This is a genomic window from Staphylococcus pseudoxylosus, from assembly GCF_003697915.1.
Classification (GTDB): domain Bacteria; phylum Bacillota; class Bacilli; order Staphylococcales; family Staphylococcaceae; genus Staphylococcus; species Staphylococcus pseudoxylosus.
Window position 1 is genome coordinate 51,130 of sequence record NZ_RCVN01000004.1, and the last position, 24,210, is coordinate 75,339.

General features: G+C 32.8%; 35 protein-coding genes and 2 tRNA genes. 9 read left to right on the forward strand and 28 right to left on the reverse strand.

What is annotated here, in order from left to right; translation table 11 throughout:
• From D9V42_RS04425 to D9V42_RS15420, 17 genes are all read right to left on the reverse strand, one after another.
• Entirely contained in the window at positions 1-237 is a 237-nt protein-coding gene (locus tag D9V42_RS04425) for a hypothetical protein (protein WP_029376933.1), read from the reverse strand.
• Positions 218-424: a hypothetical protein gene (locus tag D9V42_RS04430; protein ID WP_029376932.1), complete on the reverse strand. Its 207-nt coding sequence runs from the start codon at positions 422-424 to the stop codon at positions 218-220. Before D9V42_RS04430 ends, D9V42_RS04425 begins: the two co-directional genes overlap by 20 nt.
• Positions 425-778 (reverse strand): SA1788 family PVL leukocidin-associated protein, encoded by a 354-nt coding sequence (locus tag D9V42_RS04435; protein ID WP_122063381.1) that lies wholly within the window; start codon positions 776-778, stop codon positions 425-427.
• A gap of 13 nt (positions 779-791) precedes the next feature.
• Entirely contained in the window at positions 792-1,001 is a 210-nt protein-coding gene (locus D9V42_RS04440; protein ID WP_122063383.1) for a hypothetical protein, read from the reverse strand.
• Complete coding sequence (locus tag D9V42_RS04445) at positions 994-1,404, reverse strand: RusA family crossover junction endodeoxyribonuclease (RefSeq protein WP_122063385.1); 411 nt, start codon at positions 1,402-1,404, stop codon at positions 994-996. The genes D9V42_RS04440 and D9V42_RS04445 overlap by 8 nt, the downstream gene beginning before the upstream one ends.
• Before the next feature lie 10 nt (positions 1,405-1,414).
• Entirely contained in the window at positions 1,415-1,621 is a 207-nt protein-coding gene (locus D9V42_RS04450; protein ID WP_142760500.1) for a hypothetical protein, read from the reverse strand.
• Between the two features lie 6 nt (positions 1,622-1,627).
• A complete protein-coding gene (locus D9V42_RS15250) occupies positions 1,628-1,789 on the reverse strand; it encodes a hypothetical protein (RefSeq protein WP_047172545.1) in 162 nt (53 codons plus the stop codon).
• Positions 1,783-2,556, reverse strand: coding sequence for an ATP-binding protein (locus D9V42_RS04455; protein WP_107540769.1), 774 nt, complete (start codon positions 2,554-2,556; stop codon positions 1,783-1,785). Before D9V42_RS04455 ends, D9V42_RS15250 begins: the two co-directional genes overlap by 7 nt.
• Before the next feature lie 10 nt (positions 2,557-2,566).
• Positions 2,567-3,286 carry a helix-turn-helix domain-containing protein gene (locus D9V42_RS04460; RefSeq protein ID WP_233665196.1) on the reverse strand — a complete coding sequence of 240 codons (720 nt, stop codon included), beginning with the start codon at positions 3,284-3,286 and terminating at the stop codon, positions 2,567-2,569.
• On the reverse strand, positions 3,283-3,951 hold the full coding sequence (locus tag D9V42_RS04465; protein WP_122063387.1) for a putative HNHc nuclease: 669 nt from the start codon (positions 3,949-3,951) through the stop codon (positions 3,283-3,285). Before D9V42_RS04465 ends, D9V42_RS04460 begins: the two co-directional genes overlap by 4 nt.
• Positions 3,952-3,964: 13 nt before the next feature.
• Positions 3,965-4,387: a single-stranded DNA-binding protein gene (locus tag D9V42_RS04470; RefSeq protein ID WP_122063389.1), complete on the reverse strand. Its 423-nt coding sequence runs from the start codon at positions 4,385-4,387 to the stop codon at positions 3,965-3,967.
• Positions 4,384-5,046, reverse strand: a complete 663-nt coding sequence (locus tag D9V42_RS04475) for an ERF family protein (RefSeq protein ID WP_122063391.1) — start codon at positions 5,044-5,046, stop codon at positions 4,384-4,386. Before D9V42_RS04475 ends, D9V42_RS04470 begins: the two co-directional genes overlap by 4 nt.
• Positions 5,039-5,293 carry a DUF2483 family protein gene (locus D9V42_RS04480; protein WP_122063393.1) on the reverse strand — a complete coding sequence of 85 codons (255 nt, stop codon included), beginning with the start codon at positions 5,291-5,293 and terminating at the stop codon, positions 5,039-5,041. Before D9V42_RS04480 ends, D9V42_RS04475 begins: the two co-directional genes overlap by 8 nt.
• Before the next feature lie 64 nt (positions 5,294-5,357).
• The gene (locus D9V42_RS04485) at positions 5,358-5,537 is read right to left on the reverse strand and encodes a hypothetical protein (RefSeq protein WP_122063395.1); all 180 of its coding nucleotides are present in this window, start codon (positions 5,535-5,537) and stop codon (positions 5,358-5,360) included.
• Positions 5,538-5,548: 11 nt separating this feature from the next.
• Entirely contained in the window at positions 5,549-5,833 is a 285-nt protein-coding gene (locus D9V42_RS04490) for a DUF771 domain-containing protein (protein WP_122063396.1), read from the reverse strand.
• An 11-nt stretch (positions 5,834-5,844) separates the two neighbouring features.
• Entirely contained in the window at positions 5,845-6,585 is a 741-nt protein-coding gene (locus D9V42_RS04495) for a phage antirepressor KilAC domain-containing protein (protein WP_122063397.1), read from the reverse strand.
• A 170-nt stretch (positions 6,586-6,755) separates the two neighbouring features.
• Positions 6,756-6,971 carry a helix-turn-helix domain-containing protein gene (locus tag D9V42_RS15420; protein WP_232164227.1) on the reverse strand — a complete coding sequence of 72 codons (216 nt, stop codon included), beginning with the start codon at positions 6,969-6,971 and terminating at the stop codon, positions 6,756-6,758.
• 215 nt (positions 6,972-7,186) lie between these two features.
• Here D9V42_RS15420 and D9V42_RS04505 point away from each other — a divergent pair, with 215 nt between their 5' ends.
• The 6 genes from D9V42_RS04505 (at position 7,187) to D9V42_RS04525 (ending at position 10,543) form a co-directional block, all read left to right on the forward strand.
• Entirely contained in the window at positions 7,187-7,516 is a 330-nt protein-coding gene (locus tag D9V42_RS04505; RefSeq protein WP_029376916.1) for a helix-turn-helix domain-containing protein, read from the forward strand.
• Between the two features lie 11 nt (positions 7,517-7,527).
• Positions 7,528-7,992 carry an ImmA/IrrE family metallo-endopeptidase gene (locus D9V42_RS04510; RefSeq protein ID WP_122063399.1) on the forward strand — a complete coding sequence of 155 codons (465 nt, stop codon included), beginning with the start codon at positions 7,528-7,530 and terminating at the stop codon, positions 7,990-7,992.
• 85 nt (positions 7,993-8,077) lie between these two features.
• Positions 8,078-8,629, forward strand: a complete 552-nt coding sequence (locus tag D9V42_RS04515) for an Ltp family lipoprotein (protein ID WP_122063401.1) — start codon at positions 8,078-8,080, stop codon at positions 8,627-8,629.
• Positions 8,630-8,693: 64 nt separating this feature from the next.
• Positions 8,694-9,236 carry a hypothetical protein gene (locus D9V42_RS04520; protein WP_122063403.1) on the forward strand — a complete coding sequence of 181 codons (543 nt, stop codon included), beginning with the start codon at positions 8,694-8,696 and terminating at the stop codon, positions 9,234-9,236.
• Between the two features lie 57 nt (positions 9,237-9,293).
• Entirely contained in the window at positions 9,294-9,452 is a 159-nt protein-coding gene (locus D9V42_RS15100; protein WP_158593177.1) for a hypothetical protein, read from the forward strand.
• A gap of 59 nt (positions 9,453-9,511) precedes the next feature.
• The gene (locus D9V42_RS04525) at positions 9,512-10,543 is read left to right on the forward strand and encodes a tyrosine-type recombinase/integrase (protein WP_233665194.1); all 1,032 of its coding nucleotides are present in this window, start codon (positions 9,512-9,514) and stop codon (positions 10,541-10,543) included.
• A gap of 172 nt (positions 10,544-10,715) precedes the next feature.
• Here the strand turns inward: D9V42_RS04525 and D9V42_RS04530 are convergent.
• The 3 genes from D9V42_RS04530 to D9V42_RS04540 form a co-directional block, all read right to left on the reverse strand.
• Positions 10,716-10,804 (reverse strand) — tRNA-Ser (locus D9V42_RS04530).
• Between the two features lie 2 nt (positions 10,805-10,806).
• Positions 10,807-10,881, reverse strand: a tRNA-Asn gene (locus D9V42_RS04535).
• Between the two features lie 153 nt (positions 10,882-11,034).
• The gene (locus D9V42_RS04540; protein WP_107556364.1) at positions 11,035-11,598 is read right to left on the reverse strand and encodes a competence protein ComK; all 564 of its coding nucleotides are present in this window, start codon (positions 11,596-11,598) and stop codon (positions 11,035-11,037) included.
• A gap of 253 nt (positions 11,599-11,851) precedes the next feature.
• Between D9V42_RS04540 and D9V42_RS04545 the strand changes: the two genes are divergently transcribed.
• On the forward strand, positions 11,852-12,070 hold the full coding sequence (locus D9V42_RS04545) for an IDEAL domain-containing protein (protein WP_017722274.1): 219 nt from the start codon (positions 11,852-11,854) through the stop codon (positions 12,068-12,070).
• A gap of 99 nt (positions 12,071-12,169) precedes the next feature.
• On the opposite strand, the gene lplA is transcribed toward D9V42_RS04545, so the two are convergent.
• Complete coding sequence (gene lplA / locus D9V42_RS04550; RefSeq protein WP_122063407.1) at positions 12,170-13,156, reverse strand: lipoate--protein ligase; 987 nt, start codon at positions 13,154-13,156, stop codon at positions 12,170-12,172.
• 199 nt (positions 13,157-13,355) lie between these two features.
• Between lplA and D9V42_RS04555 the strand changes: the two genes are divergently transcribed.
• Both D9V42_RS04555 and D9V42_RS04560 read left to right on the forward strand, forming a co-directional pair.
• Positions 13,356-13,541: a YkvS family protein gene (locus tag D9V42_RS04555; protein WP_002483735.1), complete on the forward strand. Its 186-nt coding sequence runs from the start codon at positions 13,356-13,358 to the stop codon at positions 13,539-13,541.
• Between the two features lie 5 nt (positions 13,542-13,546).
• Positions 13,547-14,149 carry a CPBP family glutamic-type intramembrane protease gene (locus D9V42_RS04560; protein WP_122063409.1) on the forward strand — a complete coding sequence of 201 codons (603 nt, stop codon included), beginning with the start codon at positions 13,547-13,549 and terminating at the stop codon, positions 14,147-14,149.
• 47 nt (positions 14,150-14,196) lie between these two features.
• Here D9V42_RS04560 and D9V42_RS04565 read toward each other — a convergent pair whose 3' ends face one another.
• From D9V42_RS04565 to D9V42_RS04595, 7 genes are all read right to left on the reverse strand, one after another.
• On the reverse strand, positions 14,197-15,705 hold the full coding sequence (locus tag D9V42_RS04565; RefSeq protein WP_107556349.1) for a bifunctional metallophosphatase/5'-nucleotidase: 1,509 nt from the start codon (positions 15,703-15,705) through the stop codon (positions 14,197-14,199).
• Positions 15,706-16,117: 412 nt separating this feature from the next.
• Positions 16,118-17,476 carry a TrkH family potassium uptake protein gene (locus D9V42_RS04570; RefSeq protein WP_042362970.1) on the reverse strand — a complete coding sequence of 453 codons (1,359 nt, stop codon included), beginning with the start codon at positions 17,474-17,476 and terminating at the stop codon, positions 16,118-16,120.
• 18 nt (positions 17,477-17,494) lie between these two features.
• Positions 17,495-19,279, reverse strand: a complete 1,785-nt coding sequence (locus D9V42_RS04575) for a S1C family serine protease (RefSeq protein ID WP_122063593.1) — start codon at positions 19,277-19,279, stop codon at positions 17,495-17,497.
• A gap of 251 nt (positions 19,280-19,530) precedes the next feature.
• Complete coding sequence (locus tag D9V42_RS04580) at positions 19,531-20,328, reverse strand: TerC family protein (RefSeq protein ID WP_122063411.1); 798 nt, start codon at positions 20,326-20,328, stop codon at positions 19,531-19,533.
• Positions 20,329-20,690: 362 nt separating this feature from the next.
• Complete coding sequence (locus D9V42_RS04585) at positions 20,691-22,253, reverse strand: peptide chain release factor 3 (RefSeq protein WP_122063413.1); 1,563 nt, start codon at positions 22,251-22,253, stop codon at positions 20,691-20,693.
• Between the two features lie 12 nt (positions 22,254-22,265).
• Complete coding sequence (locus D9V42_RS04590) at positions 22,266-22,505, reverse strand: YueH family protein (protein ID WP_107556227.1); 240 nt, start codon at positions 22,503-22,505, stop codon at positions 22,266-22,268.
• Positions 22,495-23,979 carry a UDP-N-acetylmuramoyl-L-alanyl-D-glutamate--L-lysine ligase gene (locus D9V42_RS04595; protein WP_122063596.1) on the reverse strand — a complete coding sequence of 495 codons (1,485 nt, stop codon included), beginning with the start codon at positions 23,977-23,979 and terminating at the stop codon, positions 22,495-22,497. Before D9V42_RS04595 ends, D9V42_RS04590 begins: the two co-directional genes overlap by 11 nt.
• Positions 23,980-24,210 lie beyond the last annotated feature (231 nt).

Sequence of the window (24,210 nt, forward strand, 5' to 3'; positions counted from 1 at the left end):
TCATGCACCACCGTTCAATAGTTTAGGCATTTCACCATTTGCATCTAATTGGTCATCTGCAAATTTCTGTGCTTGTAGTACAAGGTTGCCATTATCTATAATCCCTTTTGCAATATTTGATACTGCTTTTGAACGTTCTATTTCTTCTTTTAAGTCATCTCCTTTAATCTCTTCATCATTTAATCTTTCAAGTTGTGCGAATAAATGATTGTTTAAATCACCTAATGTATTTTGCATTGCCTATCTCTCCTATCGCTATATCGTAAGTATCGTCAATTTCTTTTGTGAATTCTCCCATTTCAATAACTGCTATTGGGTTTCCGTCATTAAATATTAATTCTTTTACTATTCCATATTCAGAAAGCTGTCCACCAGGTTTAATAAACCAAACTGTGTAACCAATATCTAATTGATCTATTCGCATCTATTCAGCCACCTCTGCACACTTAAATTTATAACTATTCCATAAATACTTGGCATATTTACTTTCGCTATGTTGTTGTTCTACATTAAATAAATGAGGTTTTTGTTTTCTTAAACGTTCTTCTTTGTATCTCGCTTTCGCTTCGGAAGTATCTTCTTCCTTAATCAATGTTTGTTGTAATGTTCTATATTCATCTATATTCATTCTTTTAGGAACATGACACGCCTCGTTTAAAGACCAATTTCTAATTATGCGATTTCTAATACCTTCAGCTGATAATCCATTACGTTCCATAGATTTAAAGTTTTCGCCCATAATGTCATATTCAACACCGTTAGCAGTTATTGTTATCATTTTTCTCGTCCTCCTAATAATCTTTAACTTGTACGTCTGATACGTCCTTGAATTTAATATCTTCAAACCCTAGTCTTTCTGGGTTATTTACATACTTGTCATATGCTTTATCTGCTTCACGTTCCTTAATACTTTCAAAATCATAGTTAGCTTTCACAGGCACAGTTACCTCTTGTTCCACTTCTACTTTGATTTTTAGTGTAATTGTTGTTTCATCATTCACTTAGATCACTCCAGTACTCTAATTCCATAATCACTTTCGGAGTTTCTGCGTACTTCTTAAAACTTTTGATTTCTACTATTTGATTATCGTCTTGCCAAACATGACCATTTGCAGCGTCTAATACTGTTTTAATTAGATTATCTATATCTGGTTTGGTTCTCTTGTATTGACCTACCATAGCTACATGTTTCTTCTTACTCCATGACTTAAGCAATGGGAAGTGAAACTCGATTGTTAATCTAATAGGTTTGTCTATCATCATATAAGGCATCTGCTTTCTTAACATCTTCTTATGGTTTGTATATTTAGCAGGCATATACGTTTGAACATATTTACCTACATTTCTAAACCTTGGTCTAGGTGATGCCATTGGTGCATCTACTGCTAGCTCTATACGTTTCATTTATTCACTCCTACAGATAATCAAATATGCTTGTTTGTTCTTTGTCATTCAGGTTATATATACGCTTGATTTCATCTAATCTTTCGTCAGTTACGATATCTTCATCAATTCCTAACGACTTTTTCAATCCAGCTACACTATTTCTGTTTCTATCTAGTGGAATAACTGTCGCTACAACTTTTGAATTTTTATCCTTTAACGTGTATCTCTGACTCAATCCCATTTAACCCACCTCGCAAATAGCTTGACGTGTACGTCTTTCATTTAACTTTTGGATAAATAGTTCATATAATACTTTCTCGTCTCCATGAGCATAGTTAATTAGTTTCTGTGCGTATATATCTGAACATCCAAGATTTTGTTTAATAAATTGTTTAGTTACCATGCGTCTCTCTCCCTGTAATCATCACCAAGCACTCTTACTTGGCGTGAATTATGTTTCATACGTGAATTGATACGTTGCCAATTCATGTTTTGATTTAACTCTTTATCACTAAAGTTCGTAGTGAAAATGTTGTTTTTACCTACTCTGTTATCAACTATGCTAAATAGTTTATTTAATGTATGTTCTGTGTTCTCAACACCTATGTCGTCTAATACAAGCAAGTCTATGCTGCTAAGTAATTTGACTAACTCGTCTGTAGTTTCAACTGCATTTTTATTGTAAGTAGCTTTGATACGATCCATTAACATTGGTATGTGCATAAATGCTACTGAATAACCTTGTGCTTTAACTGCTTTAGCAATTGCATACGCTAGGTGTGATTTGCCTGTTCCATATGAACCTTGCATGATTAATGACTTAGGTTTATCTATAGAAAATGTTTTAACGTACTCTATAGCAGTTTGTTTAGCATCTGTTTGTGATTGGTTCTGTGGTTGATAATTGTTCACTGTGACTTCTTGTAATGAGTAATTAACATTAGATTGATTAAATATATTATTGATTGCTTTCTGCTTACGTTTTTTCTCTGCTTCTTTGCCTGCTGCAATCATGCTACACTCACAACCATCACGATATTCATAACCACTACTAAATGTGTGTAGATCATATCTGTTACCGCACTTTTCACAATAAAGTCCTTTCTCTACGTCATTAGCTTCATATTGTTTAAGCGTTTCTGTTATTCTAGGGCTTAACATGCGTTTCATTTAATCACTCCTAATCCCAATAACTAGGGTCATACTTCATACGTTCTAGTTGGTCTTGTCCAGTAGGTTTTATTTCTTCTGTAAAGTCATTCATATAGCTTTCTTGACTTAAAAATGTTTTAGGGTACTTTTGATACTTCTTATTAGTAATAGTCTTTAAGTACTCTCTAGTCCCGTCCATGATAGTTTCATAACTATGTTCTTTGAGAGCTGTTTTAAATAAGCTAAATGCTTTTTTCTTATCTAGTTTTTTATCATAAAGCTTCCACCAATTTTCAAAATATTCATGCGTAACGTCAGTTGCGCTATTATTAATTGTCTGATTGTTATTTGTATTATTGTTATTTGTAGTACTGTTAATTGTAGTACCTACATTTTGTCCCGTTACGTTTCTTCCCGTTACGTTTTGTACCGGTACGAAACTACCCGATACAGGATTATGTTCGATTGTATAAATATTTTTGCTAAATCCGTTGTTAGTTCTCTTTCTTTCAATTGTTAAGTAACCATTGTCTTCTAATTGTTTGCGATATTTTTTGAATCTTTTATCGCTGATATTAAGTTCATGACATATCAAACTCACACTAGGAAAAGCTATTTCATCTGCACCTGCATAAGCTGATAAGTAACCGTACAACGCCTTAGCTTCTATACTTATATTTGTATCTTTCATTACTCGTTTGAATACTAAGCCATAACCAGTAATGGAACTCTTGATACTATCGCTCATTGTTTCTCACCTCTTAACATGCTGTTTAACTTATCGTCCACATCTACCCAAGCATTTTCTAAATGGTGTAGTTTATTAAAACTACTAATTCCCATGTCGTGTTGGGTTTGATGATGCTTTCTACATAGTGCTAACACTTTGTTTCCGTAATGATTTATCTTATTTCTGTTTCGTCCTCTACCTACTGCTTGATAATGTGCTAAATCGCTATTTGGAGCGCCACATATGACGCAAGTTCTATTAATGGTAGATTTATATAGGAAATACTTATCGTTGCTCATAAGGTCGCTAGTAGCCTTGTTCATAGGTACGTTATTAGTGAATACAAAATCAAGTATTAACTCGATTAATTCACCTGCTTGTCGTCTACTGCAATTGCTTAATGATATAGGCTCGTATCCTTTGAGAAACTCTAATTGTTTTTGGAACATATACCTTAAATAATCCATTGGTTGTCCGTAATAATTGAATATATCTCGTACCATCGCAAAAACCTTTCTGCGTTGTTTATCTGTTATCTTGTATGGATCACTAATGATTACATCACACTCTACTTCTAGTCCGTTATCCAACAGTAAGAAGTCTTTATTCTCTAAAGTTACACCCTTGATGACAGCAGTTATTGTGCCGTCATCTTGTTGGATGTAGTTTTTTATAATTGGCATTTAATCAGTCCAATCAGAACGGTAAAGAATCATTATCTATGTCTACACCATTAGCAAACGGGTTATCCTTAGCTGGTGCTTGTTGTGGTTTAGCTTGTCCGCTTTGTTGTTGAGATTGTCCATTCGATTGACCTTTAGTATCTAAAAACTCAATACGGTTAGCTGTAATACGTACCACTGAACGGTTATTACCTTCTTTATCAGTGAATCTATCTTGTTTAAGCGTTCCATCTATTCCAATTTTTGAACCCTTACCACAATATTGATTTAGTAATTCGGCTGTTTTACCAAATGCTACAATGTCAAAAAAAGATGCGTCATCCTTTTTATACGGGTTTTCCACTGCCATTGAGAAGTTTGTAACTTGTGTTTGACCTGCTTGTTTAAGTTCTAAATCTTTAGTTATTCTTCCTGTAATTGCTACAATATTCATTATTCATTCTCCTTTAATTTTGACTGCTTGCTCCATTTATCTAATGTAGTAATCATCATCGCTATTTGATTGTTTGATAGTTGATTAATATCTGTAATTTTTAATTGTTCTTTGACCTGGTCTATAGAAACCTCTTTACCTAATGACTTCATCAATTCACTAAACATAGTTATTTCGTTTTCCAATGTTTCAATATTCTTTGGATCTACTTTTGAATATCTATCTTGTTTTTCTTTCGCGTCTGCATCATCTTCATCAGTTGGTATATTGAAAAATTTCATCAAAAAGTAACGTTCCGCATAAGTCAAAGCCGTACCATGAGCTTGTGAAATATCACTTTGTTGTCCAAACGCGTGGTAACTTATATCCAATTGTTCTTCTGGTTTATCAGCATTTATCCATTTGTAATTCAAGTCCATCTCTATTACAAAATCCACGATTTCATTACCTTTTTTGTTTTTATATGTGTGAGTCGTCCATTTCTCGTTAGTAGTGCTAGGTACTAATAATAAGTTATGCTCAATCATTTTAGTTCTAATACGATGCAATATTTGTGAGCCTGACACGTATGAAAAGTTGTATCCTTTTGTATCTTTAGTAAAACCGTCTATATTAGCTTTTACATCAGCTATTTTCTGATATAAGTTTAATTTCTCACTCATTTACTTCAACCCTTTCACTTCTGTGTATTCTTATATGAGTTGATTCACATATAATTTTGTCGTGTTTATTCCAATCAATTTGTAATATTTCAAAGTCTTCATCAAAGAATCTTCGCGCTGTTTCCATATCGTCAGAATATTCAACTTTAGGTGCGCGTTCTGTTGGTCTATTGTCTACATAGTGATCTACATTCTTATGGACGATATAGTAATATTGTTTTTTATACATAGTCTTTTCTTTTTGCATTTGACTAATCCTCCTAAGATTGTGTATATTTAAAATACATTTAATTAATAAATCTCTTTGACTGTTAAGCGTTGGCGCGCTTAGCGGTCTTTTTTATTGCCTTGAAAAACTCTGGCCAGAACCAACAGTACGTTATGAAGAATGTTGCGAAGTATATTACTGTTAGATAAATGAAATCAGTTGTAAATATGAATGAAAGTGACATTACAAAGATTGATGTTAAAACTGATAAAATACCGTTCATGTTATCCCTCCTTAATTAAATATGTCTTCAAAGTTATCTTTTAAAAAACATTGCATGGGTTCTCTGTTAAATGCCCACTTGCCACCATCTGGATAATAAACAAATTGTTTTAGCTGTTTAATGTACTTAGGGTTATACAGTATGTTTTCAACCAACCAGTTACGCTTAAATCCTGTTTCGTTTATCAAATCTTGCATAGACCACCAAACTGGCTTTTCTTTTTCTTGTAATTGCTGGTATTCTTCACGAGTGATAACTACATATTGTTCTGGAATAGTTACTGTAAGTTGCGTCATATCATATCCTCCTATTCTGATAAAAATTTATTAATGAAGTATTGTTGACCTTTTCCGGTTATTTTAGTTGTTCTAGTGATTTGGCTTGAACCGTCTGGGTTATTAATAGTACGTTTCTTAATATCCATAATTTCTAAGTCTGCACTGCGTTGTGTTGGTAAATTGTAGTTCTCACCTTTTTGTTTTATGAGATAACCATTCTCTCTCATCCATTCGAACAATCTGTTTTGTCCTATATTCACTCCATTTTGCTTAAGGAGTTTTGCTAACTCGCCTATTAAAATTGAACTTTGACTACCGATGACAGAATCTGCAAATAATACTTTGGGTTTATTTTCTTCAACTTGCGCTTCTAACTTTTCTACTTTATTAGTTTGAATTTGTAATGCTCGCTCAACTATCATTTCTGGACTATTCCAAGCATCTTCAATTCTTATGAAATGTTGTCTAACAGCTCGACCAATCTCGTTACGTTGGATCATTGCAATTTCTTTTGCAGTATTTATTGTTAGTGCGTGGTCAATATAAGTAGTGACATTCCCTTGAGCTGTTACTCTTTTTTGAGTAATAGCTACAAAGTCAACATTTTCTTGATATCCGTAACTTTGCATCCTTTCAAACCAATCGTTATACCTTGTTTTAATTTCTAGTGCTTCATGTAATTCACGACCACTGATTGCAATTTCGCCATTTTCTTTCTCTTGAATATTGAACATTTGTGATATGTTCGGCTTGTTTTGTAATTCTTGCATTTGTTTTCCTCCTTTTCTTTCAGCACCCACATACAACATTCAGTCTTGGCAATGACCTTGTATGTATTATAGTGTAGCTCATATCATCGCCTACTCTCGCTCATAAATGCTCTATGTGAGTGCTGAAGTTCGTTGACTAAACGTTTCCATCGTTTCATTTCGGGAACGTTTTAATCAAAAAAATAACCTACTTCTTCTTTGCTATATCCTAGTATTTTAGCGATAGCTATTAATTCATCAGCACCAATAGATACTGCCCCGCTTTCCCTCTTAGAATATTGAGATCTAGATTTCCAACCTAGCTCCTTAGTCATATATTCCTGACTAAATTCGTTGTCGATTCTAGTTTGTTTCAATCTTTCTAAATTCAGTTTCAAATGTGTCACCTCGTTTCCGTTTCCTATCGGGAACAATTAATATTATTGCAAACATGTTCCCGAATGTCAACACATTAAGTATATTTATTTTACGTTTTTAATTAAATTGCGATTAATTTCCTATTTAAAGGGATTTTTATCTTTTTCTATTGTGCTTATTGGGAACGTGTGTTATATTTGTATTGTTCCAATACGGAAACAAAATAAAAGGACGGTACTTAACTATGAGAAACAACGATGAAATCATTACTGTGATAACCAATTTAATGGACAAACAAAATCTATCAACTAGTGAATTAGCGCGCAGAACTAATATGGCTAAATCTACAGTTTCAAGATATTTAAATAAATCCAGAGAATTTCCGTTAAACAGAGCGGATGATTTTGCCAATGTTCTTAAAGTTACACCTGAATATTTGTTAGGTTTAGAGGAGAAACAAACGAAAAATTCTTTTGAAACCATTGCTGCTCATTTAGATGGTGATTTAACAGAAGAAGAATGGCAAGAGATATTGGATTATGCAGAATTCGTTAAAAGCAAGCGTAAAAAATAAGGAGTGTTTCCATGAGAAATTATGAAAATTTGTTAGCTGAGTATGATGACGAAATCATCATTGAGGAAACTAATTTAAAGAAAGGTCTTGCTGGTTTATATTTAGGTGAAGTCATCCTTATTGAAAAACACATGAATTCTGTAAATAAACTCGAAACTTTGTATGAAGAAATCGGACATCACTTAGTTACATATGGAGATATTCGAGATCAATCCAAAATGTTAAATCGAAAATTCGAATTAAAAGCAAGACGTTTAGGCTCTGAACTAGCTATTTCCCTTGATGGGATTATTGATGCTTTCTTCCATGGAGTACATAACTTGTTTGAGATGTCAGAATATTTTAACGTTTCGGAGGATTATGTATTAAATACATTGAAGCATTACAAAATGAAATATGGTTTAGATGTATATTACAAGGGTTATGTAATTAAATTCGAACCTTTACAAGTGTTCGAACATTACAACTGGGAATAACCAATCTGCATCAACACGTGTAAACGTGTATGCAAATTTAGGTTGTTTAATATAAATTAACTTTATTATAAGGGAGAGGTTTAAGATGGCAAAGGATGCTAAAGATTTAACAAATGAAGAATTGTTAGCAAGACAACAACAACAATTCGAAGAGTACAAAGAACAAGAAAAGAAAGGTAAGAAAAAGAAATGGTTTTGGGGTTGTGGAGGATGTCTAGTATTTATAATTATTATGGGTATTATTTTCGCTTCTTGTTCTGCATCAGTAGTAAATGAAGTTGATAAAGAAATAAATAATGATTCTGCAGAAGTAGAAAAAGATGACAATGCTTCTAAGGGACAAAAAGCAGCGTTAAATTCTGCTAAAACTTATGCAGATACAATGCACATGTCTAAAGATGGTATTTATGATCAATTAACTTCTGATGCTGGAGACCAATTCTCTGACGAAGACGCACAATATGCTGTAGACCATTTAAAAGCTGATTATAAAGAAAATGCATTAAAGTCTGCTGAATCTTATCAAGAGGACCAAAATATGTCCAAAGATGGCATATACGACCAATTGACTTCAAGTTACGGTGATAAATTCACAGAAGAAGAAGCTCAATATGCAGTCGATAACTTAGAAAAATAATTTATATAGCCCCATGTAGGGGCTTATATATTTTATATGAAAATATTAAGGGAGTAATGCAAAAATGAAAAAAATATTATTTTTAATATTAGTTAGTTTTTTAGTTTTGACAGCATGTGGCAATAAAGAAGAAACCAAATCAGAGGATAAGAAGGAAACTAAAGCGTCTGATAAAGAAAGTGAAAAAGACAATAAGAAGTCTAATGATCATAAAGAATCAAATGAAGATAAAGATAAATCAGATGATAAATCTAATGAAGAAGTAGCTTCACAAGATAAAACTACAGAACAACCTGTACAGTCACAAGAACAAGTAAATAATCAAGAACAGCAGACTACACAACAGCCCATTCAATCACAAGAGCAAACTAATGCAGTCAATGAACAAGACGGTTTCACTAGTGGACCAACAGAAGAAAACCCCGCAAATCTCAATCCTAACGAAGAACAAAACACTAATATGAACGGCGACCATGTAGTTTCTCCAGGCTGGACACAAGAAGAACAAAGTGCAGCATACGAAGAATACAAAAAAGGAAAACAAGCACAAGCAGCAGCTGGACCAAGTGCAGTACCTGGCGCAGGTTTAATGGATTTAGATGAATAACTTTAAGTGTATTTGATTATGTACAAAATTTTCATCTATTTTAAAGGAGGGATATATATGAGAGTTATAAGTTGTAGGATTAAAAGAAGCAATATAATTTATGAAGTTGAATCAGATAGCGGAAATATCTTTTATAAATCTCTACCCAAAAAAGTAACTGCAAATGAAGCAAATAAACGCTTAAGAAAAGTTTCGGATAAAGTCGATAAAAAATAATGAAGTTATAGGGCCTTTCTACGCCCTATATATTTTTATCTTTTTTAGGAGGAATGAATATGCCAGTAAATAAAGATGGTAAAAATTGGAAGTACGACTTTAGAATAAATGGTAAAAGATATAGGAAAGCAGGATTTCCAAAGAAAATAGATGCAACGATTGCTATGAATGAAGCTTTTGAAAAAGCAAATAAAGGTTTCATACTTGATAACAACATCGCTTTTATTGATTACTTTAACAAGTGGATTACAACGCACAAAGAACCTTATTTGACACCTAGAGCATTACAAACATATCATAACGCTAAAAATATTTTTGAAAAGTATCTAGGTAATATACCTATAAAAGAGTTAAATAGAACAAATTACCAAGAGTTGATCAACGATTATGCAAAGAACCATGCTACTGAGTCAGTAAGAAAATTGAATAATTGCTTACGTGCAGCCATTCAAGATGCAGTATATGAAGGAATGTTGTATAAAGACCCGACACATCGTGTAATCGTAAAGGGAGCCATTAAAGAAAAACCAGAAGAATTTAAATTTATGAGTTTGAAAAATTATTATAATCTTAAAGATTATGCGAAAAGTAAAAATAAACTATCTTATTTGTTCATTTATTTAGCAATTGTCACAGGTGCAAGATTTAGCGAAATAAAAAAAATGCAATATAAAGATTTCAATGTAAATAATGAAACTGTTCATATACGTGGCACAAAAAATGAAACATCAGATCGTGTAATTAAAATTACAAAAGAAGATATTAAACATGTAAGACAAGTTTTAAACGACTTCCCTATTAATTTAGACGGAGATATATTCAGAACTGGTGCAAACTTAATTACTCATAATGCTGTAAGTAAAGTTTTACAAAGGTTTTGTTTGAATAATCAATTAGGCAATTATACTCTACACTCAATTAGACATACACATTGTTCAATGTTATTGCATGAAGGCATTTCTATTCATTATATTTCTAAAAGATTAGGTCATGCAGATATTGCCACTACACTATCTACGTACAGTCATCTATTGGAAGAGAGTCAAAAACAAGAAGAGGAAAAAACGCTGGAAGTCTTGCGCCACATGTAATACAGAGTTGAATGGTCAACGCTTTGGTCAATGGTAGCAGAATAATATTGTTTTGTGGTCATCTTGACCATGAAATGACCAAAATAATAAAAGCGTTTAAAACAAAAAAATACCGAAACCCTATTATATCAAGAGTTTCGGCACTTAAGAACAACTTATAAAATCTAATTTACGGAAACGGAGGGATTCGAACCCTCGCGCCGCTTTCACGACCTACACCCTTAGCAGGGGCGCCTCTTCAGCCAACTTGAGTACGTTTCCAATGGCTCCACAGGTAGGACTCGAACCTACGACCGATCGGTTAACAGCCGATAGCTCTACCACTGAGCTACTGTGGAATAATTAATGCCTTTAATCAAGCACAAATACTATTATATCAACTATCTTTAATTTTTCAAGAGGTATGTAAAAAAAATATGCGGAATATTTACACTAAATTAATATAATATTCCACATATGCCTTTTTTACATTTTTTATTCACTAATTTTCACTATTTCGCTTCAAATAACGAATATTTTGCCAATGCTTCATATATATTTAATTGTGGTTTCGTATAATCAATAGGCGAATCAGGATCAAATGTAGCAACTCTAGCCGCCCTATCCATCATGTAATAATAATATATGCCATTTAAATATTGGTGATGCATACTATGAGCAGAAATATTAGCTACAATACTTTGATTATCTACAAAAGTAACCTTACATTTCTTTTCTTTTAACGGTCTAATATGATGTACGTAATGGATATTGATCCAAGTATTATCTGCTTTACGATCAGAGTGTGTGGGAAAGAAATACGTGGGAAATAGTGGAGTGAATAGAATAGGTGGTTTACTACTTATACCGGTAATACGCATAGTATCTTCCTTTTTAAATACATAACTGCTACCATAAAATCTACAAGAACGGTCGATGATTTTAGACACACGTTCTTTAATAATTTGACTGTCGGCTTTATACCTAAGCAAGTAACTACCTTCATATTGTCCAGTAGCTAAATTACATGGTTGTAAAACCATATCACCTTTTTTAATAATGTACGGTTGAATCATTATTGTTACCTCCTTTATAACTTTTGGTGATACTCAAATAATATATCATCAACATCTTAAAATCAATAAATATTATAAATATTTTTATAGATTTTCTACAATCAATTTTTAGTATACTGCTTTTTTCAATTTTTCATTTTCAGTAAACTTGCAATTAGCACTAATTTTTTCGGAAAAGTCAGAATATTCATTGATTTAAAAATTAAAACCTTGTATACTATATGTAAATAAAGATAGAGAGGTTGTGACGTTTATGAAACACAATACACATGTAAAATACAATACATTAGAATCGTTTGTATCAACAATTAACGACTTAGGTATTGAATTAATCATCGATGAATCTTTACGTAATGTCCGCAAGCAACAGTTGGAACAACTTATCGATAATGCGCTTAAAAATAAAAACGAGAATGATTTCAAACGTTATACGGAAGAATATAGAAACTTGGAGGAATTCCTCGTTGGTTAATTTAAAAGCTTGTTATTTAAAATAAGGTCTATTCCCTACTTACAAATTAAGTTAGCGAATAGACCTTTTATATTTTAAAAATAGTCTATGTTTAAATTTTTATGACATAAGTCTAATCAGTTCATGTCTATCGATATCTCCAAAATAATGATAAATATCATAATTTGAAAGCGCCTCTTCAATACTATCAAATTCATGCATTGTACCTTCTAATGCATTTTCTAATTCCGTAATATCCCCTTCACCGAAGAAATCACCGAAAATTTTTGCATGTTCTATGCGTCCTTTCTTTACATCTAATTTAATCTGCACAAAACCTTTTTCAAATTTTTCTTCTCTTTCAAAATTATATTTAGGATTTCTACCATAATTCCATTCCCAAGTACGATATTTTTCATTGCTTAACTTTTCTATTTTTTCCCAATCTTCATCCGTAAGTTTATATTCTTCTACTTGAGTTTCTCCAAAAATACTTTTTAGAATTATTTCTTTAAATTCATCTATATCTATAGGCTCATCTAAGAATTCAGAAATATTCGCAACTCTACTTCTTACAGATTTAATACCTTTAGATTTAATTTTTGCTGGGTTCACTCTTAAAGCATTCTGAACTTCATCAAGTTCACTATTCAACATTAAAGTACCATGGCTAAACATGCGGTCTTTTACTTTTACCATAGCATTTCCTGATATTTTAGCTTCACCAACTTGAATGTCATTTCTTCCGCTTAAGTTTGCATCAAACCCAAGCGATTTCAATGCTTCAACAATTGGTTCAGTAAATTTTTGGAAATTATGGAAACTATTACCATCATCATCCGTAACAAAACTAAAGTTTAAATTCCCTGTATCATGATAGACTGCACCCCCGCCAGATATACGTCTTACCACATCAATACCTTGTTCATCAATATATGGTTGGTTCACTTCTTCAATAGTATTTTGGTTTTTCCCAATGATGATGGATGGTCTATTTATATAAAATAAAAAATAACTATCATCTTTTGGCATGTTTTTTAATACATACTCCTCCATTGCTAAATTAAGCGTTGGATCCGTAATATTATTGTTACTAATAAACTTCATTTACTACACTCCTTTTCCATATTATATACCCTTACCTTATTTATGCTATATTTTCACAAAAATTGCCAATCATTCACTTTGAGAATAAAGTAAAATTTATAAATTGTCTTATATCAAGCAATTTAATGGTTATTTGTTTATTTGTACGAGGATTTTTTGTATAATACTATCTAGTTAGCATTTCTAGGGAGGACTAAAAATGACTGTTGCAGAAGTTGGAAATATCGTAGAATTTTATGACGGCTTAAAAGGTCGAGTAGAAAAAATTAATGACAACTCAGTAATTGTTGATTTAACAATTATGGAGAACTTCGAAGAACTAGACTTGCCTGAAAAGACTGTCATTAATCATAAACGGTATACAATCGTTGAACAAGAAGGATAGTTAAAATGAATAGACTTTCTAAGGCATTAATATGGTTTATCGTCAGCTTTCTTGCATTTCATGTGATCTTATATGTTATGTGGGGTGAAAAACAAGAATATTGGTATCTATATACCGGTATCATGCTAATCGCAGGTGTTAGTTATGTTTTTTACCAAAGAGATATAGAGTCTAAACGACTACTGACGTCTTTAGGTATAGGTATTATTACAGGTATTGTGTTAATCATTATTCAGCTTATTATCGCAGCTATAGCTACCGATATTAAATATGCTGAATTAATCAAAGAACTAACACGTACTGGTGTGTATTATAAATGGCAAATGTTAGTTACATTAGTTTTTGTAATACCTTGTCACGAATTATATATGCGTACCGTATTACAAAAAGAATTACTTAAATTAAATTTACCTAGTTGGTTAGGTATTATAATTACAGCATTTTGTTCAGCTTCTTTATTTTACTACCTAGATAATTTATGGATTGTGTTCTTTGTATTTGTTGTACAAATCGTACTTTCATTAAGTTATTTTTATACACGTCGAATTGCCACAACAGTTATTGCACAAATTGTTGCTGTGGTAATCTTATTAATATTTAACGCATAAACCTTAAAAAGCTGGGAGACTCATTATAAAATGAATCTCCCAGCTTTTTATATTATGACCTCAAATGTTTGTTTTTGCTGAATTTGATAGTCTTGATTTTTTAAATTACGCGAAATTAATTCGACCATTGTGATTTCACCAGTTTCATGAATCACTGCATCTTCTAAATATTGTCTATAATTCCTATAACAGTAATCTGTCATACTTACACGATACATATGATCTAGTCTAATATTTTTAAGTGTAACGCGGTTAAACGGCTCCGCATTCATATCTATAATGTAGTCTACACCTTGCCAGAACGTACAAAGTGTTTCATCTACAATAGTTAAACTAAGCTCGCCTTGACTAAACTCAATATGGCCATAACAATATTCTAAAATATCTTTAATTTGTTGACCCTTTATCGTTAAATCAATTGGTATATCAGGATGAGGATGTGCATTATATAGTTCCTCATTCGTTATTGTCCCTGACAAACCTTCTTCTCCACTTATAGGTAAGTGTATACATGAAATATCGTAATCAAATGCTAATCGTATACTATCATGTAAGAGCTGTGTAAACTTATGCGGTTTAGTGATAACATCCGCCAATCCCTCAACATTTGCATCAATATCTGTGGTAGTTAAAATTTCCTTACTCCAATGTTCGACCGTTTTCCTGTCATAAAAAGTCAAATCTAATAAATCCTTATCTTCATGATATTCGTTCAAATCAATAATCTGAGATTGAATATCTTCTAATTCATATGAAGTAGTACGTTTTTTAAAATCAATTTTCACATGAATTAACTGTTCGGCATTTTGTCCTGCTTGAACATAAACAGTTTTATCATTTTGACCTATAAACGTTTGATGTTGATGCCCGGTAATTAATAAATCTATAACTCCTAATGTCTGCATTAATTTTTCCGCTTCATTCACATTTTGTTCATGTTCATTAGCTGACTTATTCAACTGATTGAGACCACCGTGATAAATTACTATAAGAAATTCTGGTTTCTCTGTTTCATGAATAAAACGAATCCAACGTTTAGAAGACAATAAAGTTTTTTCTATTTGAACATCTTTTTCCATTTCAAAATGTTCTCTTTCCATTAAGCCATCAGAAGTTAAACCTACTATTGCAATCTTCACACCTTCAATTTCTTTAATGGTATACGGTGTAGAAAAATAAGGCTCACGTGTTCGTTTATATTCAATATTTGCGGATAACCATGGAAATCTAGATAGTGATACGGCTCTTGAAAAGAATGACAAACCAAATTTAAACTCATTGGGACTAATACCACTTGCATCATATTGCATTGCATTCATCAGTTTTATCATTGGATGACGTTTATATGGTGCAACTACAGCATAATAGAATGCTGCTAAAGAGCCTGCTAAACTACCACCACTATCTAATAGAATAACATGGTCGCTTTCTTCTCTTATCGCTTTAACATAAGTACCAGCTCTATAAATATTTGAGCTGTAATCCCCGTTAAGAAAATAACTATGCATATCTGAAGTTGTGATAACGTCTATTGCAATCTTTTCACTTTTTTTCATATGCCACTCTCCTCATTAATCACAGTTTAACATGTTTTGAAAATACCATGATACTAAAATACCATTTTTATAACTTCAAAATTTTATGTTCACCTGAGCTTTGCTCATGTGTAAGCGTCACTAATTCAATAAATTGGGAGGGCTACTTCGTTCACCTGAGCTTTGCTCATGTGTAAGCGTCACTAACTCAATAAATTGGGAGGGCTACTTCGTTCACCTGAGCTTTACTCATGTGTATGCGTCACTAACTCAATAAATTGAGAGGGCTACTTCGTTCACCTGAGCTTTGCTCATGTGTATGCGTCACTAACTCAATAAATTGAGAGTGACGCTAAAAAGGTCCGAAGCATATATCTATGCCTCGGACTCCCATACTAATAATTATTATATAACTCTACTTATTTCATTATCATTAACCAATCTGCACACGCTCTTTTGGATAATGATATTTATCTGGTTCACGACGCCCACCAATCATAATGATGAAACTAATTAATCCAACACGACCGATAAACATCAATATCATAAGTGCTGTTTTCGACATATCATTAACATCACCTGTTACGCCTAAAGATAAGCCACAAGTTCCGAATGCTGACATTACTTCAAAAAATGCTTGTAAAAATGTTATTTTTCCATTCTCCACAACAAGTATAAAAATCATACTTGCAAAGGTTAATATTCCTGCCATCGTAAATACTGCAAATGAACGTTGAACATCAGTCGTATGAATTTCACGATTAAATGCTTTAATTGATAATTTTTCTGTATTATTACTAAAGTTAAATAGGAATAGTATTAAAATAGCAAATGTTGTTGTTCTGATTCCCCCACCTACTGAACTTGGAGATGAACCAATAAACATTAAAATACTCATAATAACATTCGTACCTTCACCAAAATGGCTAACATCAATGGTCTGTAATCCAGCACTTCTAGTAGTTGCAGATTGGAATAATGCATAAAATAATGACTTATGCCAACTCATATTTTGGAATGCATGATTATATTCCAACAATAAAATCATAATCACACCGAACACAAATAAAACTAAATATGTAACCGTTGTAATTTTCGCAAATAATGAAAACCTAAAATTAGGAATCCTATTTTTAATATAAGCCTTCACTTCAATCAAAACCGGAAAACCAATTGAACCTAAAATAATCAAAAACATTACAATCGTTTGTACAAAATAATCATTTGCATATGGTATTAATGATTGACCAGTTATGTCTAAGCCACCATTTGTCGTAGCAGATACCGCAACGAAGAATCCTTGCATAATGGCATATTGTAAGTCCGGTGTATCTCTATAGAAATAGAAAGCCAAAAGTGCTGCACCAACCACTTCAATAATTAAAATCGTACGTACAATATCTAAAATAAGTTTAACTGTACCACTCATTGTGTCTTTGTTATTATCTAACATAATCAATTGGCGTTCGCGCATACCTATGTGCTTCCCTAATACTACCCATAACATGGTTCCTATTGCCATTACGCCAATGCCACCAATATTAAGGATAATCATAATAATGATTTGACCAAATGTTGTATAAGTTTCAACTATATTAACTGGAGAAAGACCTGTAACACTTACACCAGAAACAGCAACAAATAGTGAATCTATCGGATCTACCTTTATCCCTGGTTTATGAACAAAAGGCAAATTCAGCAATAAAAACGCTACAATAATTGCTATAATATAATACATCACAATACCTTGTTGAGGGCTTGATTTTTTAAATAATTGATTGAAAATGGACAACGTTTATTCACCCCAACGCTACTTCAATTTAATGTTAATATCTCGTACTTTTCCATCTCTATATACTTTTGCAGTTAGTGTTTTCAAATCATCTTTATGACTAAATATGATTTGTCTATATCTAAGATTATCTTCTACTTCTTTACCATCTAATTCTACTATTACATCATTTTTTTGCAACCCAGATTTTTCTCCAATAGAATCAGCTTTGACATTTCCTATCAATACACCATTTTTCACATCATCAGGTAAGCTGATAGATTGTCTTGTCGTATCATCAATATCAGCAATATTAGCTAGCTCTACACCAGTATTAGGATATATCACTTCGCCTTTAGCTTCAAGTTGTTTTGCAATTGATTCTGCGTCATTGACTGGGATAGCAAAGGCAATACCTTCCACATTATCCATGTCAATTTTCAATGATGCTATACCAACTAACTTACCATTTTTATCAATTACCCCACCACCAGAATTACCTGGATTTACAGGTGCATCCATCTGGAACGCACTCATTAGTACATCGAACTTATCGTCTTTATCAATATCTACTGGCACATGTCGATTTAATCCTGACACAATACCTTCCGAGACACTGCCTTTAAAATCAACACCTAAAGGATTACCTACCACAATAATAGGTTCGCCTAGTACTAATGTACTTGAATCTCCCATTTTAATGGCTTTCACGTCGCTATCAGATTTCACTTTTGCTTTGATGACTGCGATATCCGAAAATTTATCTGCTCCAATCACTTTACCTATTGAATAGTCATTATTACCGTATGTAATCTTTTGTTCTTTTTTATCACCAACAACATGTGCGTTCGTCATGATAAAAATAGAGTCGCCTACTTTTTTGTAGACGACACCTGAACCTAATTCGTTTTCTTTACCTGCTTCCTGTGTCTCTTTCTCTGCAGATGATGAATCATTACTTGTATCATTTTCTACTGTTACAACTGAATGAATTGCACTATTTGCACTTTTCATTGTAGCAGTATAAGTTTTGTCTTTATCACTATTGTTTTGAAACACATGATCTTTTGTATTCCCATTATTATCTACATTACTAAATATTGCTTGAATTAAAATCAACAATAATATAACTGCAACAACGATTAATATTTGTGCCCATTGTTCTATAAAAAAGTACTTAAACCTATCCGTAAATGACTGCGGTTGATTATCATTGTGTTGGGAAGCCATTTTTCTTTGATGTTTTGATTCGTTGCTTACACCGATATGCTGTTGTGATTTACTTTCATTTTCGTCCTCTATATAGTTATTAACACGCGATTGTTGCGCTTCTTCAGAATAAAAATGGTCGTCTTGTGCATTTTTCAACTCATCTTTTCTTTCTGAATAATCGTGTGTAGCTTCTTTATTATGCTCCACTTTAGCATTTGATTGCTTTGCAGTTGATTTAGTGTCATTCAAAGTTGTTTCAGGCGTTTTTGCTGATTTATCTTTAGCATTTGTTTCTTTTTGTTGCCCTTCTTTATATGGTTCATCAATTTGATTTTGACCACTTGTAATGCCACTGCTATTGCTACGTTCTTTCATAACTTGTTGTTGCTGTTGAATTTCTTCCTGAGTTAGTTTCTCGATGCGTGCTTTTCTCAAATTCTCTTTCACACGTTCTTCATTATTTTTGGCTAATTCTTCTGCTTTTTCTGCACGTTGTTTTCTTGCTTTACGCTCAAATTGTACACGTTGTTCCCGTTCTTCATTATGAAAATACTCGCGTCTTTTACGGCCGTATTTTTCTTTTGGGATTACATGTTTTTTATTATCTTTCACCATAACTCCCCCTAAAACTGCATGTTTCTTTAACTTCTATTATGACATATCACATAAAATATTTCTGCTTTATTTTTATTTTATTACTATATATAAGTGATTATAAGCACTTTAAGCATATATTTCTATCATTAAGATGTTTTTACTTTTATATTAATATATATAAAAACTCCTTCCAAAACTTCCACTTTTATAGTGTCCACTTTAGAAGGAGTATATTAAAAAGTTAATTCTCTCATTTTTGATCAATTTTACTTTTCTTGTTGTTTATTTTTACGAACAGAACCTAACCATCCGATAATAACTAATAAGATCATAATCGACCAGAAGATTGACTGCCATAAAGCGCCATGTGGGAAATGCTCATCTAAAACGCCAATATCAGGATGAGCAAGCACCATAACAACTAATTTGACACCTACCCAACCAACAATCGCAAACGCTGCACCCTCTAAACCTGGATATTTATTCAATAGGTTTACAAACCATGTTGCAGCAAAACGCATAATAACAACACCTAGCATACCGCCTAGGAACATAACAATAAATTGACCTAAATCCATGCCACCAAAATGTATACCTACTGTCGGTAAGGTGACAGCTATAGCTAGTGCCGCAAGCATTGAGTCAATTGCAAAAGCGATATCGGCAAATTCTACTTTTAACACTGTACCCCAAAATGATTTAGCACTTGCATGTATCTCTTCTCCAGATTCATCAAAGTGATGATCATCACTGCCATCGTTCTTATCATGGTCATTTTCCTTAAAGAAGGATATCAAATTTCGGATAGACATATATAGCAAGTATAAGGCACCTAGTGCTTGTATCCACCAGAAATGTGCAATCACACTAATTAAGAATAAGGATAAGAAACGGAATACAAAAGCACCAAGCAAACCATAAAACAGTGCTTTTTTACGTTGTTCGGGTGGTAAATGTTTAACCATTACTGCCATTACAACTGCATTATCTGCAGCTAATAAACCTTCTAAAAATACGAGTACTACTAACACCCATAGGTAAGGTAAAATCAAACTCGGATCCATATAGGACATCTCCTTTAGTTTTTTTACATAAAAATAGAGACCTAAGCTAAGTCAATGCATACGAAAACCATTCACCGTATTTTAAAAAACATAAAGTAAATTAAATACAATTCATAGATATATACACTGTTAGCAAAGGTCTCACTCGACAGTTTTATTCTGCCCATCTTACCGGAAGTATTATACTTCGTAATGACGATAAAAATGACTAAGTTAAAAAGAATATATCAATATACATTCAGCTACATCTAGACAATACTTGCATGCTTCATATATCAATTTAACTTTAGTTAAGTTACTCCCCTCTGACTACATAGTCATAGGTATTCTATTAATATGGTTATTATACACAAAAACAAAATTTATAACAATCCATATAATTTAATTTCTGGGAATTTCTCTTCAAACCATCTTGTAGCAAACTCATTTTCAAATAAAAATACATAGTTATCATATACATCTTTCACTAGAATAGAACGTGTAGAACTCATCTTATCTTTGATGTCTTCTTCGTTTTCTATCCAACGAGCAATTTTTTGACCAACTGGCTCCATAACAACATCCACATTATATTCATTTTTCAAACGATGTTCGAATACTTCGAACTGTAACTGTCCGACAGCACCGATGATGATTTGATTCGTGTGTAATGCTTTATAATATTGAATTGCGCCTTCTTGAACTAATTGTTCAATACCTTTATGGAAATGCTTTTGCTTCATCACATTTTTGGCTGATACTTTCATAAATAATTCAGGTGTAAATTGCGGTAAGTCTTGGAAACTAAATTTTTGATTGCCACCAACTAGCGTATCACCAATTTGATAATTCCCTGTATCATATAGACCAATAATATCACCAGCCACCGCGTGATTTACAGTTTCTTTATCGTCCGCCATAAATGACGTTGAACGAGTGATTTTTTGTTTTTTATTTGTTCGTTGCAAGTTAACATCCATACCACGTTCAAATGCGCCACTAACAACACGCATAAAAGCGATTCTATCTCTATGTTTCGGATCCATATTCGCTTGGATTTTAAATATAAAACCTGAAAAATCTAAATCAAACGGGCTTACTTCTATATCTTCTTTTGTTTGACGTGCATTTGGCATAGGCGCGTGGTCTACGTATGCGTTCAAGAAATTTTGAACACCGAAGTTTGCCAATGCCGAACCAAAGAATACAGGCGTTAAATTACCGTTTAATAGCGCTTCATTATCAAAGTTTTCACCCGCTTCTTCAACTAACATAAGCTCATCAATAGCTTGGGCAAAGGCACTATCGTTTTTCATCTCGTGGTCTTCTTTGAGTTCGTAATCATCATCTAAGTGTAAGATGTTTTCTTCATCTCTAAACGGTTCAATTGTATGCGATGCTCTATCAATGATTCCGAAAAAGTTTTGCCCCATTCCGATTGGCCAATTCATAGGATATGTTTCTATATCTAATGTAGATTCAATTTCATCTAATAATTCGAATGGTTCTTTCCCTACTCTATCCAATTTATTGATAAACGTAAAAATAGGGATGCCTCTCATTTTACAAACCTTAAACAGTTTTAACGTTTGTGGTTCAATCCCTTTTGCACAGTCAATAACCATAACCGCACTATCTACTGCCATTAAAGTTCTGTATGTGTCTTCAGAAAAATCTTCGTGACCCGGTGTATCTAAAATGTTTATCTTGTAATGATCATAATCAAATTGCATTACCGAACTAGTAACAGATATACCACGTTCCTGTTCAACTTTCATCCAGTCACTTGTAGCAAACTTCCCACTTTTTTTACCTTTAACTGTACCTGCTTCTCTAATTGCACCACCAAATAATAATAATTTTTCTGTTAATGTTGTTTTACCAGCATCTGGGTGAGAAATAATCGCAAAGGTTTTTCTTGATTCTACTTCTTCCTTTATATTCATTTATAATCTCCTTTAATTCTCAAATATCCATTTAACGATGTCATCAGCAAAACGTGATGCTGTTGACTCATCAAGTAATGTAAATAAGTGTATCACAAGTTCCTCTTTCATATCATCTTCATTTAAAGTTGATTCTACTTCTAATGACCAATTTATTTCAGGAATGGCTATAAGAAATAATTGGTTTACTGCATTTTCATATATATACACATTAGCCTGAACGTCATTAAAATTGATTTTTTTAACCCTCATGAGGACCTCCACCAAATTTTTTATAAGCCGCTTCTAATCCAATAAGGTCATCACGATGCGGTACTTTGATGTGGCCAGGCATAATTTGATATGGTTCTCGACCTTTAGAAGCTAATACCACAGTATCCCCTGGCTCAGCAATATCTATAGCGTGTCTTATGCCATCAGCACGATCGTAAAATTCAATATAGTTATCATGCGTTGCCCCTTTAGCTAATTCTTGTGTTAATTTCTTAGGATCATCATCTGCAGGGTTATCAGGCGTAAAGATAACGTAATCTGCTCGGCATGCTACACGTCCCATTTCAGGTGTTTTAGTTAAATCACGTTCACCTGCCATACCACATAAGAAAATTAATTTTTGTTTGGCGAATGGCTTAACCGCATCAATTAATTTATCCATTCCATCTGCTGTATGTGCATAATCTATAATTAGATCGATTGGTAGTGAAGGATCTAATACTTCTAATCTTCCTTCAACAGGTTCTAAATTTTCAACAGCTTTTATAATTTCACCTAACTCAATACCTTTACTCCACACAGCAATCATAGCAGCCATAATGTTAGATACATTAAACAAACCAACATATGGTGAATGCACCTGGAATTTTCCTTCAGGCGTATTAAAAACGAACTGCACACCTTGTAATGATTCTTCAATTTGTTCCGCTGTAAACTGGGCATCATTATTGACACCATAAGTGAACACTTCATATGGTGTTACTGAGCTAAGATATTCTGAAAAAGCATCATCATTATTCAACACAACGTATTTATCTTGTGATAAATCTTCACCTAATTGGCTAAATAATAGTGATTTAGCATGTCCATAGGACTCCATTGTGCCGTGAAAATCTAAGTGGTCTTGTGTTAAATTTGAAAAAATGGCTACATCAAAATCCACACCACGAAGGCGACCTAAAGATAGACCATGACTAGATACTTCTAAGGTCATAGATTCAGCGCCTGCTTCAACTGCTTCATTTATTTTCTTTGTTAACAACACCGTTTCAGGGGTTGTGTTTGCCCCTTTTGATTTAACTTCATTTATTTGAAAGCCATTTGTTCCTAAGTAAGCACTGCCTTTATTTAATTTTCTATAAATATGATGTATCATCGTAGCGATTGAAGTTTTACCATTTGTGCCTGTTACACCATATGTTACGAGTTGCTTACTTGGATAATCGAATAACATATTAACTAACAAACTTGCTACACGTAATGTATCTGGGACAACGACTTGCGTTACATCTCCTACAATTTGTTGTTTGTGGTTAACGATGATAACCTCACATCCTTGATTCACCACATCTTGGCAAAATCTATGACTGTCTACTGTATAACCTTTTGATGCTACAAATACACTACCTCGCTGTGCAGTACGAGAGTCTGTTGTTATATCTGTTATATTTCTATCTAACGTGCCGAAAACTTGTTTCACTCTAATTTTTTCAAACAACACATTTGCTTCCAACATATATCGCTCCTTTATTTCCAATACTTCTATTATACACATTTCCCACTGTTTTTATAGAATCTAATGGTTTGATATTTATAATTTCTTCCTATTGTATTTAGTTCATTAATCATTTATTATGCTCAAGCACTATTTACCTAGGTATTATAATCTTTATAGTTAAGAATATTAACCCTATGTTGTGTAAATATTAATTCTTTCTATATATTTTGTTATTTACAGAATATA

What these genes read in the sequence shown, in the direction of transcription:
- D9V42_RS04580 (WP_122063411.1), bottom strand. Translation starts at nt 20,328, where the DNA reads ATGGATCCGAGTTTGATTTTACCTTACCTATGGGTGTTAGTAGTACTC.
- D9V42_RS04545 (WP_017722274.1), top strand. Translation starts at nt 11,852, where the DNA reads ATGAAACACAATACACATGTAAAATACAATACATTAGAATCGTTTGTA.
- D9V42_RS04560 (WP_122063409.1), top strand. Translation starts at nt 13,547, where the DNA reads ATGAATAGACTTTCTAAGGCATTAATATGGTTTATCGTCAGCTTTCTT.
- D9V42_RS04430 (WP_029376932.1), bottom strand. Translation starts at nt 424, where the DNA reads ATGCGAATAGATCAATTAGATATTGGTTACACAGTTTGGTTTATTAAA.
- D9V42_RS04445 (WP_122063385.1), bottom strand. Translation starts at nt 1,404, where the DNA reads ATGAAACGTATAGAGCTAGCAGTAGATGCACCAATGGCATCACCTAGA.
- D9V42_RS04565 (WP_107556349.1), bottom strand. Translation starts at nt 15,705, where the DNA reads ATGAAAAAAAGTGAAAAGATTGCAATAGACGTTATCACAACTTCAGAT.
- D9V42_RS04460 (WP_233665196.1), bottom strand. Translation starts at nt 3,286, where the DNA reads ATGAGCGATAGTATCAAGAGTTCCATTACTGGTTATGGCTTAGTATTC.
- D9V42_RS04455 (WP_107540769.1), bottom strand. Translation starts at nt 2,556, where the DNA reads ATGAAACGCATGTTAAGCCCTAGAATAACAGAAACGCTTAAACAATAT.
- D9V42_RS04520 (WP_122063403.1), top strand. Translation starts at nt 8,694, where the DNA reads ATGAAAAAAATATTATTTTTAATATTAGTTAGTTTTTTAGTTTTGACA.
- D9V42_RS04485 (WP_122063395.1), bottom strand. Translation starts at nt 5,537, where the DNA reads ATGAACGGTATTTTATCAGTTTTAACATCAATCTTTGTAATGTCACTT.
- D9V42_RS04465 (WP_122063387.1), bottom strand. Translation starts at nt 3,951, where the DNA reads ATGCCAATTATAAAAAACTACATCCAACAAGATGACGGCACAATAACT.
- D9V42_RS04555 (WP_002483735.1), top strand. Translation starts at nt 13,356, where the DNA reads ATGACTGTTGCAGAAGTTGGAAATATCGTAGAATTTTATGACGGCTTA.
- lplA (WP_122063407.1), bottom strand. Translation starts at nt 13,156, where the DNA reads ATGAAGTTTATTAGTAACAATAATATTACGGATCCAACGCTTAATTTA.
- D9V42_RS04475 (WP_122063391.1), bottom strand. Translation starts at nt 5,046, where the DNA reads ATGAGTGAGAAATTAAACTTATATCAGAAAATAGCTGATGTAAAAGCT.
- D9V42_RS15100 (WP_158593177.1), top strand. Translation starts at nt 9,294, where the DNA reads ATGAGAGTTATAAGTTGTAGGATTAAAAGAAGCAATATAATTTATGAA.
- D9V42_RS04490 (WP_122063396.1), bottom strand. Translation starts at nt 5,833, where the DNA reads ATGACGCAACTTACAGTAACTATTCCAGAACAATATGTAGTTATCACT.
- D9V42_RS04495 (WP_122063397.1), bottom strand. Translation starts at nt 6,585, where the DNA reads ATGCAAGAATTACAAAACAAGCCGAACATATCACAAATGTTCAATATT.
- D9V42_RS15250 (WP_047172545.1), bottom strand. Translation starts at nt 1,789, where the DNA reads ATGGTAACTAAACAATTTATTAAACAAAATCTTGGATGTTCAGATATA.
- D9V42_RS04525 (WP_233665194.1), top strand. Translation starts at nt 9,512, where the DNA reads ATGCCAGTAAATAAAGATGGTAAAAATTGGAAGTACGACTTTAGAATA.
- D9V42_RS04515 (WP_122063401.1), top strand. Translation starts at nt 8,078, where the DNA reads ATGGCAAAGGATGCTAAAGATTTAACAAATGAAGAATTGTTAGCAAGA.
- D9V42_RS04590 (WP_107556227.1), bottom strand. Translation starts at nt 22,505, where the DNA reads ATGAGGGTTAAAAAAATCAATTTTAATGACGTTCAGGCTAATGTGTAT.
- D9V42_RS04425 (WP_029376933.1), bottom strand. Translation starts at nt 237, where the DNA reads ATGCAAAATACATTAGGTGATTTAAACAATCATTTATTCGCACAACTT.
- D9V42_RS04505 (WP_029376916.1), top strand. Translation starts at nt 7,187, where the DNA reads ATGAGAAACAACGATGAAATCATTACTGTGATAACCAATTTAATGGAC.
- D9V42_RS04540 (WP_107556364.1), bottom strand. Translation starts at nt 11,598, where the DNA reads ATGATTCAACCGTACATTATTAAAAAAGGTGATATGGTTTTACAACCA.
- D9V42_RS04510 (WP_122063399.1), top strand. Translation starts at nt 7,528, where the DNA reads ATGAGAAATTATGAAAATTTGTTAGCTGAGTATGATGACGAAATCATC.
- D9V42_RS04480 (WP_122063393.1), bottom strand. Translation starts at nt 5,293, where the DNA reads ATGCAAAAAGAAAAGACTATGTATAAAAAACAATATTACTATATCGTC.
- D9V42_RS04435 (WP_122063381.1), bottom strand. Translation starts at nt 778, where the DNA reads ATGATAACAATAACTGCTAACGGTGTTGAATATGACATTATGGGCGAA.
- D9V42_RS04585 (WP_122063413.1), bottom strand. Translation starts at nt 22,253, where the DNA reads ATGAATATAAAGGAAGAAGTAGAATCAAGAAAAACCTTTGCGATTATT.